This is a genomic window from Natronocella acetinitrilica (genome assembly GCF_024170285.1).
GTDB classification, from domain to species: Bacteria; Pseudomonadota; Gammaproteobacteria; order Nitrococcales; family Aquisalimonadaceae; genus Natronocella; species Natronocella acetinitrilica.
Window position 1 is genome coordinate 549,442 of the sequence record NZ_JALJXV010000001.1, and the last position, 14,393, is coordinate 563,834.

Sequence of the window (14,393 nt, forward strand, 5' to 3'; positions counted from 1 at the left end):
CATGAGGCTGCCCCGGAGGCTCTGAACGGAGGCTCATCCCCATGCTCGATCGCCTCGCCAAATGGCTGGACACGGCCCTTTTCTGGGTCGACCGTGGTTCGCTCTGGCTTGCACGTGGCGGTGGCGTGCTGATTCTGCTCACCGTTGCCATGGTGACGGTAGAGATCCTCTCGCGGCGTTTCATCGGTCGTTCCGCGGTCCATGCCACGGAACTCACCGGTTACATCATGGCTATCAGCGCGAGCTGGGCGTTTGCCTACACGCTGTTTCGCAAGGCCCATATCCGGATAGACGCTCTTTACCTGCAGTTGCCGGTGTCCGTGCGCAGTATTCTCGACCTGCTGGCGCTGGCAACCCTGGGGCTGTTCTGCGTACTGGTGGTGGGTGCCGCGCTGGATGTGGCCATGTCGTCGTTCAATCGCGGTTCGACCGCCAACACGCCCCTGCAGACGCCCATGTGGATCCCCCAGTTTCTCTGGGCCTTCGGCTTGTGCTGGTTCGCCTTTGCCGTGGGTCTGTTGCTGCTTCGGGTTCTGGTCGGGCTGGCAGCGCTGGATGTGAAGGCGGTGCAGCGGGTGGCCGGCAGTCCCACCCTGGATGATCAGATCAGCGCCGAAGTGAGGGAAGAACAATGATCGGCATGATCCTGTTCGTCCTGTTGCTGCTGCTGATTCTCAGTGTACCGGTGGCCGCAACCCTCATTGCACTGGCGCTGTTTCTCGACGAATTCTATTCGCCGTTCCCGCTGGTGCGGGCACTGGGAGACGTGCTCTGGTCGGCGTCCGACAGCTTTCTGCTGATCGCCATACCGCTGTTCATCCTGCTCGGCGAAATCCTGGTGCGCACGGGTATCGCCCGGGGCACTTACGAGGCCTTGGAGTCCTGGCTGTCCTGGCTGCCCGGTGGCCTGCTTCATGCCAATATCGGAACGGCGACCATGTTCTCCGCCACCTCCGGATCCAGCGTCGCCACTGCCGCCACCATCGGCACCGTGGCCCTGCCCCAGGGCGAGAAGCTGGGCTACAATCCGCGGCTTTTCACCGGCTCCATCGCCGCCGGGGGAACGCTCGGCATCATGATCCCGCCTTCCATCAACCTGATCGTCTACGGCTTTCTCACCGAGACGTCGATCCCGCGGCTGTTTGCCGCCGGCCTCATTCCCGGCCTGATGCTGGCGCTGCTGTTCATCATCGGCACCGCGCTGTTGTGCTACTGGCGGCCGGCCATGGGCGGGCCGCGGCGCTATCATGATTGGCCCACGCGGTTCCGCGGCCTGCGCCATCTGCTGCCGGTGCTGATCCTTTTCGGTGTGGTGGTGGGTTCCATCTATGCCGGCTGGGCGACCCCCACCGAGGCCGCTGCGCTGGGGGTGATCGGCGCCATGATCATTGCACTGGTCATGGGTCGGCTGGGCTGGCGCATCATTGTCGACGCCCTGGACGGCACCATGCGCACCACGGGCATGATCATGCTGATCATCATCGCCTCGTACTTCCTCAATTTCGTCCTGGCGTCCACCGGCATCACGCGGGAGCTGGCGAGCTTCCTCCAGGGTGCCGGCCTCGGGCCTTACGAGACCCTGGCCCTGGTGATCGTGCTCTACATCGTGCTCGGCTTTTTCATCGAGACCTTGTCGCTGATGGTGATTACCATTCCCATCGTTGCACCCATCATCATCGCCCTCGGGTTCGATCCGGTGTGGTTCGGCATCCTGCTGATCCTGCTGATCGAAATGGCGCTGATTACCCCGCCGGTGGGCCTCAATCTCTATGTGGTCCAGGGGGTCCGTGAGCGTGGCTCGCTGAATGATGTGATGATCGGCGCTCTGCCCTATGTGCTGATCATGATGGTCATGGGGGCCTTGCTGATCGCCTTCCCGTCCATCGCTTTGTATCTGCCCTCCATCCTGCGCTAGGGAGACACCCGCTTTTCCCTGGCGCAGGACGGAGAAATTGACCCAAACAGCCAAGAGGCATGACACCAATGACTCGATTTCGCCTGGCTGACACGGACGCCACCCTCGACATTGCCATCGACGAACTGATCATCGCTGGATGGGCCGGCCGCGAGCAGGCCTCTATCCAGGCCCATATAGAAGAGTTGCAGGCGCTCGGCGTATCGCCGCCCTCGCAGACGCCGCTCTTCTATCGTGTATCCGGCGATCTGCTCACCAGCAACAGCCGTATCCAGGTGCTGGGCGAGGGCAGTAGCGGTGAGGTCGAGGCGCTGCTGGTGGGTACGCCGGACGGTACCTTCGTCGGCGTGTCCTCCGACCATACCGACCGGGAGGCAGAGGCCTGGTCCGTGGCCTACTCCAAGCAATGCTGTGCCAAGCCCGCAGCAGCCCTGTTGTGGCGACTCGACGACGTGATCCACCATTGGGACGAGCTACAGCTGGAATCCCACGCCACAATCGGTGGCGAGCGTCACCTTTACCAGCATGGCAGTATCGCCGAATTGCTGCACCCGAAGGATCTGCTGGCCAGTTACGGGATCAATGGCTCGAGCCTGCGCCCCGGCCAGGCCATGCTCTGCGGCACCCTACCGGTGCACGGTGGCGTCCGACCCGCCAGTCGCTTCGACATGGCGCTGATCGATCCGGTGCGCGGTCGACGCATTGATCATGGTTACGAGGTCCAGACCCTGCCGGTGGTGAGCTGACCATGACCGTCCTCGCCGATCTGCTTGCTGCACAGGCCCGTGGTGAGACCTCGGCCGTATCCCTTCTCGACCACGCCATGCAGCGCATACGCGAGGCGGATGACGGCCGTATCCACACAGCGGTTTTCGAGGCCACGGCAAGGGCCGAGGCACGGGCGGTGGACATCCTGCGCGAGGGTGGAGTTCCAGCAGCACCGCTGGCAGGCCTGCCAGTGGCCCTCAAGGTGCTGTTTGACGTTGCCGGACAGGTGACCCATGCGGGCTCGCGGCTGCTTGCCGACGCCGCGCCGGCAGCGGTGGATGCCCCCGTGGTGAGTCGCTTGCGCCGGGCTGGTGCCGTGCTGACAGGCCATACCAACATGACCGAGTTTGCCTACTCGGGCCTTGGCCTGAATCCACACTACGGCACGCCGGCCAACCCGCTTGACCCGACGCGCATCCCCGGCGGCTCCTCCTCCGGCGCTGCCGTTGCCGTAGCCCAGGGTATGGCGGCGGCGGCCGTTGGCAGTGACACCGGCGGCTCCATCCGGATTCCCGCCGCCTTCTGCGGCCTGGTGGGCTTCAAGCCGTCACAAGCCCGCGTGCCCCTGGACGGTGCCTTTCCGCTGTCATCCAGTCTGGATTCCATCGGCCCCATTGCGAGCAGCGTTGCCTGTTGTGCGTTGCTTGATGCGGTACTCGCCGGCGAGGCGCCATGGACCCCCGAGACGTTGCCTGCGGCCGGCCTGCGGCTCGCCATCCCCCAGCGTTACGTGTTGGACGACATGGACCATACCGTGGCCGCCGCCTTCCAGCGCGCGGTCAGCCGATTGTCGGCGGCGGGTGTCCCCGTGCAGGACGTGGCCGCTGACAACCTCGGCGAACTGCCGGCCCTGCTTGCCGGTGGTGGATTTACCGCTGCCGAGAGTTACCGTGTGCATCGCCATTGGCTGGAGCATGATGCCGATCAGTACGACCCCCGGGTTCGTGTTCGCATCGAGCGGGGCGCGTCCATCAGCGCCGCCGACTACCTGGCCCTGCAACACGAACGTAGCCGCCAGATCGCGCTGATGGATCGCTTGCTGGAGGACCATGACGCCCTGCTGTTGCCCACCGTGCCCATCATTCCGCCGCGCTTCGACGAACTCGAGGACGATGCCGATTACGGCCGTATCAATCTGCTGGCGCTGCGCAACCCCACCGTGGGTAATCTGCTCGATCTGTGCGGGGTGTCCCTGCCTTGTCATGCGCCGGGAGAGCAGCCAGTGGGCCTGATGCTGCTGGCGCGAAATGGTGCCGATCGACGGCTGCTGCGGGTCGCCGCCACCGCAGAGGCGCTGCTGGGAGCGCGTTCTCCCACATGATCACCGCCTTGCTTGTGAAGATGCTGGCGACTGCCCTGGTGGTGATCGCCGTGGCGGTGACGGTGGGCAACCTGGGCCCGCGGCTCGGCGGTATTGTCGCCGGGACACCCATCGTGCTCGGCCCGGCCTACTTTTTCATGCTGCGTGAGCAGCCTGCGGCATTCATTGCCGAGGCGGCGGTGTCCAGCATTCATGCCCTCACCGCGACGCTGGCGTTCATGATCTGCTACATCCTTACCGGTCAGCGCCTCGGAGCAGTGCGCGGCCTGACGCTTGCCGTCCTGGTCTGGTTGCCCACGGCGCTGTTGTTTGCGGGTCTGCTGCCGGGCGGCCTCTTCACCGCATTGAGCGCTTACGTCGCTGTGTTCCTGGTGGTGCGAATCGTTGAGCGTCGCCTGCACCTGCCACAGCCCCGGGTATCCGCTCCCGGCGGTTGGTTCGATCTGTTCCTGCGCGGCGTCCTGGCGGGCCTGCTGGTGGGGTTCGCTGCCACCCTTGCCGATGGCTTCGGGCCGTTGATCTCCGGTGTGATGCTGGGCTTTCCCATCGGCTTGATCACCATCGGCCTGACCCTGCACCAGCGCTACGGTGCGCCGGTGGCGCGGGCCACGATGGCGGCGGCCCAGCCCGCGCTGTTCAGCCTGATCGCCTTTACCGCCGTGGTTGGCTTCGGCGCCGAGCGGCTTGCACCCATGTGGACGTTTACTCTTGCGTTGATCGCATCCATCGGGGTGAGTGCGGCCCTGCTGGCAGTCAGTCAATTCCGGGCCCGGGTATCCGTGGCCTGAGCCCCTCAACCCAGAACCAGTCAGGAGCTTGCCATGTCTGACTCCAGAGAGACCTCCAAGATGGTGGACTCCCGCACCAGCGGTGAGACCGAGCGGCGTGTATTGCGCCGCGATCCGAATCCCCACCTGTTCCGCCCGGTCACGTTCCGTTCGGTGACTGCCCGTAACCGCGTCGTGCTCTCGCCCATGTGCCAGTACTCGGGTGAGGATGGGCTCTCCAACGATTGGCATTATGTGCATCTCGGTGCCCGCGCCGCGGGTGGTGCGGGCATTGTCTTCACCGAGGCCGTGCATCTGGAACCTCGCGGCCGTATCACCCCCTGGTGCCTCGGGCTCTGGAATGATGAGCAGCGTGATCGGCTGGCCCGCATCGCCGCGTTTGTGTCCGAACGCGGTGCAGTGCCCGGAATCCAGCTTGGTCACGCCGGTCGCAAGGCCTCCGTGGGTCGGCCCTGGGAGGGCACGCGGCCGATTCCCGTCGACCAGGGTGGCTGGCCGGTGGTGTCGGCGTCGGATCTACCCTATGCCAAGGGTTGGCCGACCCCCGAGCCCATGACGGCAGCGGACATCGAAGACGCCATGACCACGCTGGCCGCCGCCACGCGACGGGCACGAGAGGCCGGCTTTCGTGTCATCGAGTTGCACGCCGCCCACGGCTACCTGATCCATCAGTTCTACTCGCCATTGAGCAACCAGCGTACCGATGGCTACGGCGGTAGCTTCGAGAACCGGATTCGCTTCCTGATGGAGTCGGTGGACGCGGTGCGCAGCGAGTGGCCGGACGACCTGCCGCTGTTCATGCGCCTGTCGGTGTCGGACTGGGTGGAGGGCGGCTGGACGCTGGAGGACAGTATCCGCCTTGGCAAGATGCTCAAGGACGATGGCCGGGTGGATCTGATGGATTGTTCGTCCGGCGGCAACGACCCGCGTCAGCAGATCCCCATTCACCCGGGCTATCAGGTGCCGTTCGCCCAGCGGGTACGTGAGGAAACCGGGCTCGCCACCGGCGCCGTCGGGCTGATCCACGGACCGGATCTCGCGGAATCCGTGATTGCCAATGGTCAGGCCGACCTGGTCATTCTTGGCCGCGCATTGCTGGCCGACCCGGTGTGGCCCCTGCGTGCAGCGGTTGCCCTGAAGGCACAGAACGTGGAATGGCCCGTGCAGTACGAGCGTTCGAACATTTTCTGAGTGGGTCTGACCCACGGCATTACTGGTCGGACTGGGTGGTCTCGCGCTGCCATGATGTCATCAGTGGCCGCCCGGCATCCCGGGCGTCGCCGATCCGGCATTCGGTGTAGTCCAGGAGTGCCTGCGCGGTCAGCTCGTCCTCCAGATGGCTGCTGACCACGTGGGTCACGGCAATGGCGCAGTCCGCCGTGAGAAAGCCGGCGCCGGTCTTGTAGGCGCGCAGATTCAAAGCCTGATGAATGCGACGGAATGCGCCTGGCGGAACCGGCTCTTCATCGGCCTGTTGCATCACCAGCACAAACCGCGCCCCCTCCAGGCGGGCCACCACGTCTACCGGGCGGGAAGTCTGCTCCAGGCGCTCACCAATGGTGTCGAGCATTTGCGCGGCTATATCCATGCCATGTTCATTGGCGATGGCCGGATAGCCCTGCATCTGCACCAGGGCGACGCAGAGCGAGCCACCGCGCCCCCGCAGGTGCCGCAGCAGGTTATCGAGCTGGGTCATCAGGAACGGCTGGTTGCCAAGGCGGGAGCCCGGCTGCAGGCCGGCGCGTTCGTCCAGCTGCCGGTTCAGCTCAAGCAGGCGGCGATTCGCCTGGATGAGATCATTCTGCAGCCGGGTGATACGGCCCGCCGCGTGAATTCGCGCCAACAATTCCTCGTTATCCGGTGACTTGTTGACGAAGTCGTCGACGCCTTCCGCGAAGGCGAGACTCAGGGACTCCGATTTGTCGCTGCCGGTGAGCAGTATGATGTACGTGTAATGATCGCCACTGGCCTCGAGCTGGCGGACTTCGCGGGTGAGATCGAGCCCGTCCATCTCCGGCATCAGCCAGTCTGCAAGCAGGATTCCCGCCGATCGCTCCCGCAAAATGGCCAGCGCCTCACCGGCGGTACCCGCCGTGCGAATGTCCAGAAAGCCTGCCTGCTTGAGGGTTCGGCGCAGCATCTCCAGCGTGAAGCGTGCATCGTCAACGATGACGACCGGGATGTTTTCGTGCGACCTTTGCGCGAATACTGACTGCATCTGCCGAGCCGATCCCGTCTGGCCGCTGGTGAGTAGTGCACGTTCTTCCTGAACGTGTCTTTTCGCCCTAGGCTATTACAGCGACGCTGGGCGGGGAAGTGGGCCGAATCGCTCAACGGCTGGACGGCATGATTTTGCTGACGGCAGGCTAGGCGACCTTGTGCTGGCGGTGTGTTCGATCAATGGTGGACTGATGAATCTTCGAGACTTGCGATACCTGGTGGCGGTGGCGGACAAGCGGCATTTCGGCCGCGCGGCGGAGGCCTGCTTCGTCAGCCAGCCAACGCTGAGCGCGCAGATCAAGAAGCTGGAGGGCTTTCTCGGGGTGCAGCTGATCGAGCGCAGCAACCGGCGGGTCATGTTGACGCCCATCGGCGATGAAGTCGCCCAGCGCGCCCGTTACATCCTCAGCGCTGCGGATGACATCGTGCAGGTTGCGCGGGCGGCCAGCGACCCGCTGGCAGGGGACTTCCGCCTCGGTCTTATCCCCACGGTGGCTCCCTACCTGTTGCCGCACCTGGTGCCGGCGGTGAGGGAAAGCCTCCCCAGGCTGCGTCTGATGCTCTACGAGGAGCAAACGTCGCGCTGCCTGGAGCGTCTGCGCAACGGCACCCTGGACGCAGCGGTGCTGGCGGTGCCGGTGGACGGCGGCGAAGGCTTTGCCCAGGCCGGCTTGTACGATGAGCCGTTTTTGCTCGCCATGCCCAAGGGTCATGCACTGAGCAAGGCCCGTGTCCCCAGCCTGGAGCGGCTCAGCGATGCCCGAATCCTGTTGCTGGAGGAGGGGCATTGCCTGCGCGATCAGGCATTGGAGATCTGCAAGCTGGTGGGGGCCAGCGAGGAGCGCGAGTTTCGGGCAACCAGTCTGGAGACCCTGCGGCAGATGGTGGCTGCCGGGGCTGGCATTACCCTCCTGCCGGAGTTGGCCGCCCTGTCCACCGACGGCATTGCCAACGCCGGATCGATTACCATCGAGCGCTTCGACTCACCACAGCCCCGCCGACATGTCGCGTTGCTCTGGCGCAAGGGCTCCGCTCGGGAACCGACCATGCGCGCCCTGGTGGCGCAGGTGCAGGAGCTGGACGTGATCCAGCGGCTGCAACATGACGATGCGGCTGCGTGAATCCGTTACCGGAGACGGGTAGACTGCCCCGCCATGGAAGACGTCTCCGATATCCTCGATCCGCTCAATGAAGCCCAGCGCGAGGCGGTCGCCGCGCCGCCGGGGCGCACCCTGGTGCTGGCCGGCGCCGGCAGTGGCAAGACCCGCGTGCTGGTGCATCGCGCCGCCTGGCTGAACCGGGTGGAGGGCGCGTCCCCGTTTACGCTCATGGCCGTTACCTTCACGAACAAGGCTGCGGCGGAAATGCGTGGGCGCATCGAGACCCTGCTGGGTTTCAGTGCCGCGGGCATGTGGACGGGCACCTTTCATGGGCTGTCGCACCGTTTGCTGCGCCGCCACTGGCGCGAGGCAGGGTTGACCGAAAGCTTCCAGATCCTCGATTCCGATGACCAGAAGCGGCTGCTGCGCCGGGTGATGCGCCTGCTGGAAATCGACGAGGCGCGTTTCCCGCCACGTCAGGTCCAGGGCTACATCAACAGCCGCAAGGATGATGGCCAGCGGCCTGACGATCTCGGTGAAGGGGCGGACCCGCACACTGACCGCATGATCCGCATTTATCGCGCCTATCAGGAGGCCTGCGAGCGAACCGGTCAGGTGGATTTCGCCGAATTGCTGCTGCGCAGCTTCGAGTTGCTGCGGGATAACGCGTCGCTCCGCAACCACTACCGGGAGCAGTTCCGCCATGTCCTGGTGGACGAATTCCAGGACACCAATGGCATCCAGTATGCCTGGTTGCGGATGCTCGCCGGCCCCGAGGCCGATCTGTTCGTGGTGGGCGATGACGACCAGTCCATCTACGGTTGGCGTGGTGCCCGGGTGGAGAACATTCGCCGCCTGACGGATGACTACCCGGATGTGCGCGTATTCCGGCTGGAGCAGAACTACCGTTCCACTGCAACCATTCTCAAGGCCGCCAACGCGCTGATCGACAATAACAGCGGCCGCATGGGCAAGAACCTGTGGACCGATGGCGAAGATGGCGAAGCCATCATGCTGTACGCCGCCTTCAATGACCTGGACGAGGCCCGTTTTGTTGTTGATCGCCTGCGCGAGGCCATCGCCGATGGTCATGCCCGCTCCGAGCTGGCGATCCTGTACCGCTCCAACGCCCAGTCCCGGCTGTTCGAAGAGGCGTTGCTGACGCACGGCATACCCTATCGGGTCTACGGTGGCCTGCGCTTTTTCGAGCGGGCCGAAATCAAGGATGCCCTGGCCTATACCCGCCTGGTGAGTAATCCGCAGGATGACGCCTCCTTCGAGCGGGTGGTGAACACGCCGCCGCGGGGTATCGGTGGCAAGACCGTGGACCTGATACGGGAGCAATCCCGGGCTCGGCGCGCCAGCCTGTGGGACGCCGCGGAGCAGTGCCTGCAGGAGCGCCTGTTGCCCGGGCGGGCGCACAATGCGGTCACACAGTTTCTGGCGCTGATCCAGGCGCTGGGTGAGCAGGTCACCGATCAGCCGCTGGCGGAGGCCATTGATCTGGTGATCAAGGGCTCCGGCCTGCGGGAACTGTTCGCGCGAGACCGGGACGATCGCGGGGAATCGCGCCTGGAGAACCTGGACGAGCTGGTCAGCGCTGCCCGGGGATTCGAGCAGGACTGGGAGGGTGACGGCGAGATGGATACCCTCACCGCATTCCTCGCCCATGCTGCGCTGGAGGGCGGTGAAGGCCAGGCCCAGGACTGGCAGGATTGCGTGCAATTGATGACCCTGCATTCCGCCAAGGGGCTGGAATTCCCCTGGGTCTGCCTCGCGGGCCTGGAGGAGGGGCTGTTTCCGCACCGAATGTCCGCTGAAGACCCGGACCGCCTGGAGGAGGAACGGCGCCTCTGTTATGTGGGCATCACCCGGGCCCGGCGCCGACTGCTGATGACCTGGGCGGAGAAGCGCCGCCTGCACGGTGAAGAGCGCTGGTGCGCACCCTCCCGTTTCATCAGCGAGTTGCCCGACGACCTCATCCATCACGTGCGTACGCGGGTATCGGTGAGCCGTCCCGCCATGGCGATTCGGCGCGGATTGGCCGAGAGTCACGAAATGGCCGACAGCGGGTTTCACCTGGGTCAGCGGGTCATGCACCCGAAGTTCGGTGAGGGCGTGGTGCTCCAGTACGAGGGACAGGGCCCGAGTGCCCGCATCCAGGTCAACTTCGATACCGTGGGTGCGAAGTGGCTGGTGGCGTCCTACGCCAAGCTACAGGGCGCCTGAGTCCTACCAGCGGATGATCTTCCACTGCCGAACGCTGGGAATGGCGCCCGGATCCTCGAAGCGCTGCCAGCTGCCGCGGCCGTCCAGATCGTAGAAATAGTAGGGCGGGCCCAGCGCCGGTGTGATCTTGACCGCGTAGACTTGACCGTTGACGCTGTACTCCTCGATGGTGGCCCATTCTCGCTCGATGATCGTGACCCGAGGTTCCAGCTCTTCATCGATCATGAGCTCTTCCGGGGGTGGCGGCGCGGTAATGATGGGTCGCCGCAGCTCATCGGCGTGGATCGGCAAAAAGCACAAGAGCCCAAGCAGAGCCAGAACAACCGCGAATCGCGCCATCACCATGCCACTCTGATCGCCCCGTTCTCTTATAGGTCTAGCAGAATTTCCTTCTCCCAGGCGGAGGGCTCGAAGCCGCGATCCTCGTAATGGTCGAAGATGGCTGTGACCACATCCTTGGGGTCATCCACGAGCTTGAACAGATCCATGTCCTGTGGGCTGATCATGCCCTCGGCCACCAGATGCTCGCTGAACCAGCCCACCAGCCCCTCCCAGAACGCGGTGTGCACCAGGATAATGGGGATGCGCCGGGTCTTTCCGGTCTGCACCAGGGTAAGGATCTCCGCCAACTCGTCCAGGGTGCCGAAGCCGCCAGGTAACACCACATAGGCCGAGGCATATTTTACGAACATGACCTTGCGTGAAAAAAAGTGGCGGAAGTTCAGGCTGATGTCCTGGTACGGGTTGCCGGATTGCTCCTTGGGCAGCTGGATGTTGAGCCCGATGCTGAGCGATTTGCCGGCATGGGCACCGCGGTTCGCGGCCTCCATGATGCCCGGGCCACCGCCGGAGACCACGGAAAAGCCCGCATCGGACAGCTGCCGGCAGGTATCTTCCGCCAGTTTGTAGTAAGCGTGATCGGGGGGTATGCGGGCAGACCCGAATACGCTCACCGAGGGCTTGATCTGTGCCAGCCGCTCGAAGCCCTCCACGAACTCCGCCATGATCTGGAAAATCTTCCAGGATTCACGGGTCATCAGTGTGTCATTGACCGGGGCTCGACCGGTGAACTTGTCGATGCTGCTCATGAACGCTCCGGGTTGAAATCGTGTGAGGCTCTCGGGGTCTTGATGCAGTGGTACCGCCCTGGCGGACCGTCAGCGGCAGGGATGCCGCTGTCGAGCCTACATGGATGTATTAACGGCGTGTCCGCCGGGGCGGTACCACTGCATCAAGACCCCGAGCACCAACGGCAGGCTTCGCGTTGCAAGCGGTCGCCCTTTGCGTATCCTACGGCAGATCAATTCCCCGGTGGAGACCGTCGCATGGCCGATCGCAATGCACCGCTGATTCTGGTGGACGGCTCGTCCTACCTGTACCGGGCCTTTCACGCCCTGCCCCCGCTCAGCAATTCCGCCGGCGAGCAGACCGGCGCCATCTACGGCGTGGCGAACATGCTGCGCAAGCTGCTGGCGGATTACGAACCGACCCATATTGCGGTGGTCTTCGACGCCCCGGGCAAGACCTTTCGTGACGAACTGTTTGAACAGTACAAGGCCAACCGGCCCAGCATGCCGGAAGACCTCAGGCCACAGGTCCAGCCCCTCAAGGACATCGTTCGCGCCATGGGCCTGCCGCTGCTCGAAGTCACGGGTGTAGAGGCGGACGACGTGATCGGCACACTGGCACGCCGGGCCGACGCCGATGGTTGGGACGTGGTGATCTCCACTGGCGACAAGGACATGGCCCAGCTGGTGAACCAGCGTATCACCCTGCTCAATACCATGAGCGGCAAGACCCTGGACGTGGACGGCGTGATGGAGAAGTTCGGTGTGCCGCCGGAGCGCATCATCGACTACCTGGCTTTGGTGGGGGACACCTCGGACAATATTCCCGGTATTCCCAAGGTCGGCGCCAAGACCGCCGCCAAGTGGTTGGGGGAATATGGTGATCTGGACACCATCATCGAACAGGCCGGTTCCATCAAGGGCAAGGTGGGGGAAAGCTTTCGCGAGCATCAGGACGATTTGCCACTGTCCCGTCAACTGGCCACCATCCTCTGCGACGTGGAGCTTGACGTCGGTCCGGCGGACCTCAAGCGGGGCGAGCCCGATACCGGCGCGCTGCGGGATCATTACCGTCGCTTCGAGTTCTCCAACTGGCTGGCCCAGTTGGAGGAAGCGAGTGGCGAGGAAGCCGCCCCCGCAGCAGATCCGGTGGAGACCCGCTACAGCACGGTCACCGACCTGGAAGAGCTTGACGCCTGGATCGCCCGGCTGCAGGAGGCGCCCTTGTTCGCCTTCGACCTGGAGACCAACAGCCTGGACTACATGCAGGCGGATATCGTCGGCTTCTGTTTCGCCATCGAGCCTGGCGAGGCCATCTATGTGCCGGTGGCCCACGACTACCCCGGCGCGCCGGATCAGCTCCACCGGGATACGGTGCTGGAGCGGTGCCGCGGCCTGCTGGAGGACGCCAGCAGGCCCAAGCTCGGCCAGAATCTCAAGTACGACATGAGCGTACTGGCCCGGGCCGGTGTGACCCTGCGCGGGGTGGCCCATGACACCATGCTGGAGTCCTATGTGCTGGACTCCACCGCCACCCGCCATGACATGGACTCCCTGGCCCTCAAGTACCTGGGACGCTCCACCATCAAGTTCGAGGACGTGGCCGGCAAGGGTGCCAAGCAGCTCACCTTTAACCAGGTGGCGCTGGAGGAGGCGACGGCCTACGCCGCCGAGGATGCCGACGTCACCCTGCAGCTGCACCAGACGCTCTGGCCCCGGCTTGAGGGGCTCGAACGCCTGGCCGGCGTCTATCGGGAGATCGAGGTGCCACTGGTGCCGGTACTCTCGCGCATGGAGCGCACCGGCGTGCTGGTAGACCGCCACCTGCTCGGCAAGCAGAGCCGGGAACTCGCCGAGAAGATGCAGACAATCGAAAAGCAGGCTCATGACGAGGCCGGCGGGCCGTTCAACCTGGGCTCACCCCGCCAGATCCAGGAGATCCTCTTCGAGCGCCAGGGGCTGCCAGTGTTGCAGAAAACCCCCAAAGGTCAGCCGTCCACCGCCGAATCGGTGCTGCAGGAACTCGCCGACGACTACGCCCTGCCACGGTTGATCCTGGAACACCGGGCAATGTCCAAGCTCAAGTCCACCTATACGGACAAGCTGCCGCTGATGATCGACCCGGACACCGGCCGGGTGCATACCTCCTACCATCAGGCCGTGGCGGCCACCGGGCGGCTGTCCTCGTCCGACCCGAATCTGCAGAACATACCGGTTCGCACCACCGAGGGTCGGCGCATTCGCAAGGCGTTTATCGCCACCCCCGGCTACAAGCTGCTGGCAGCGGATTACTCCCAGGTGGAGTTGCGCATCATGGCGCATCTGTCCGGTGACGCGGGTCTGCGCAAGGCGTTCGCGGATGGGCAGGATATCCACCGGGCCACTGCAGCCGAGGTGTTCGGCGTCGACACGACGGCGGTGGATGACGATCAGCGCCGCGCGGCAAAGGCCATCAATTTCGGCCTGATCTACGGCATGTCCGCATTTGGCCTGGCCCGGCAGATCGGCGTGGACCGTGGCCAGGCCCAGGAATACGTGGATCGCTACTTCGAACGCTTCTCTGGTGTGCGGCAGTACATGGACCGCACCCGGGCCCAGGCTCACGAGCAGGGTTACGTGGAGACCGTGTTCGGTCGGCGGCTCTATTTGCCGGAGATCAACGCCCGCAACGCCCAGCGCCGGCAGTACGCGGAACGCACTGCCATCAATGCGCCCATGCAGGGCACCGCCGCGGATATCATCAAGCGGGCCATGATCCGGTTGGATCAGTGGCTGCGGGATGAGGATCCCGACGTGCTGATGGTCATGCAGGTGCACGATGAGCTGGTGTTCGAGGTGCCGGAATCCCAGGTAGAGGCGGTAGGCGAGCAGGTGCGCAAGCTCATGGCCGGCGCCGCCGAACTCGACGTGCCGCTGGACGTGGACGTGGGTTCGGGTGATAACTGGGAAGAGGCGCACTGAGGGCGTGCCCGGACAAAGAAAGGC

Annotated in this window: 12 protein-coding genes; 9 read left to right on the forward strand and 3 right to left on the reverse strand. The window is 64.5% G+C overall.

Features of this window, described 5'->3' with window-relative positions:
- Positions 1–41: 41 nt before the first annotated feature.
- The 6 genes from J2T57_RS02645 (at position 42) to J2T57_RS02670 (ending at position 5,983) form a co-directional block, all read left to right on the forward strand.
- On the forward strand, positions 42–635 hold the full coding sequence (locus tag J2T57_RS02645) for a TRAP transporter small permease subunit (RefSeq protein ID WP_253473784.1): 594 nt from the start codon (positions 42–44) through the stop codon (positions 633–635).
- Positions 632–1,915 (forward strand): TRAP transporter large permease, encoded by a 1,284-nt coding sequence (locus J2T57_RS02650; protein WP_253473787.1) that lies wholly within the window; start codon positions 632–634, stop codon positions 1,913–1,915. Before J2T57_RS02645 ends, J2T57_RS02650 begins: the two co-directional genes overlap by 4 nt.
- A 68-nt stretch (positions 1,916–1,983) precedes the next feature.
- Positions 1,984–2,661, forward strand: a complete 678-nt coding sequence (locus J2T57_RS02655) for a DUF2848 domain-containing protein (RefSeq protein WP_253473789.1) — start codon at positions 1,984–1,986, stop codon at positions 2,659–2,661.
- Positions 2,662–2,663: 2 nt separating this feature from the next.
- Positions 2,664–4,004 (forward strand): amidase, encoded by a 1,341-nt coding sequence (locus tag J2T57_RS02660; protein WP_253473792.1) that lies wholly within the window; start codon positions 2,664–2,666, stop codon positions 4,002–4,004.
- Positions 4,001–4,792, forward strand: a complete 792-nt coding sequence (locus J2T57_RS02665) for a hypothetical protein (protein WP_253473795.1) — start codon at positions 4,001–4,003, stop codon at positions 4,790–4,792. Before J2T57_RS02660 ends, J2T57_RS02665 begins: the two co-directional genes overlap by 4 nt.
- Positions 4,793–4,825: 33 nt before the next feature.
- Complete coding sequence (locus tag J2T57_RS02670; RefSeq protein WP_253473799.1) at positions 4,826–5,983, forward strand: NADH:flavin oxidoreductase/NADH oxidase; 1,158 nt, start codon at positions 4,826–4,828, stop codon at positions 5,981–5,983.
- A 19-nt stretch (positions 5,984–6,002) separates the two neighbouring features.
- On the opposite strand, the gene J2T57_RS02675 is transcribed toward J2T57_RS02670, so the two are convergent.
- On the reverse strand, positions 6,003–7,010 hold the full coding sequence (locus tag J2T57_RS02675) for a GGDEF domain-containing response regulator (RefSeq protein WP_253473802.1): 1,008 nt from the start codon (positions 7,008–7,010) through the stop codon (positions 6,003–6,005).
- A 193-nt stretch (positions 7,011–7,203) separates the two neighbouring features.
- Between J2T57_RS02675 and J2T57_RS02680 the strand changes: the two genes are divergently transcribed.
- Together J2T57_RS02680 and uvrD are read left to right on the forward strand one after the other, a co-directional pair.
- Positions 7,204–8,133, forward strand: coding sequence for a LysR substrate-binding domain-containing protein (locus J2T57_RS02680; protein ID WP_253473806.1), 930 nt, complete (start codon positions 7,204–7,206; stop codon positions 8,131–8,133).
- Positions 8,134–8,166: 33 nt separating this feature from the next.
- On the forward strand, positions 8,167–10,341 hold the full coding sequence (gene uvrD / locus J2T57_RS02685; RefSeq protein ID WP_253473809.1) for a DNA helicase II: 2,175 nt from the start codon (positions 8,167–8,169) through the stop codon (positions 10,339–10,341).
- Between the two features lie 3 nt (positions 10,342–10,344).
- On the opposite strand, the gene J2T57_RS02690 is transcribed toward uvrD, so the two are convergent.
- Positions 10,345–10,680, reverse strand: a complete 336-nt coding sequence (locus J2T57_RS02690; protein WP_253473811.1) for a DUF2782 domain-containing protein — start codon at positions 10,678–10,680, stop codon at positions 10,345–10,347.
- A gap of 29 nt (positions 10,681–10,709) precedes the next feature.
- Positions 10,710–11,429, reverse strand: coding sequence for an LOG family protein (locus J2T57_RS02695; protein ID WP_253473814.1), 720 nt, complete (start codon positions 11,427–11,429; stop codon positions 10,710–10,712).
- Positions 11,430–11,666: 237 nt separating this feature from the next.
- Between J2T57_RS02695 and polA the strand changes: the two genes are divergently transcribed.
- Entirely contained in the window at positions 11,667–14,369 is a 2,703-nt protein-coding gene (polA, locus tag J2T57_RS02700) for a DNA polymerase I (protein ID WP_253473816.1), read from the forward strand.
- The last annotated feature ends 24 nt before the right edge of the window (positions 14,370–14,393 follow it).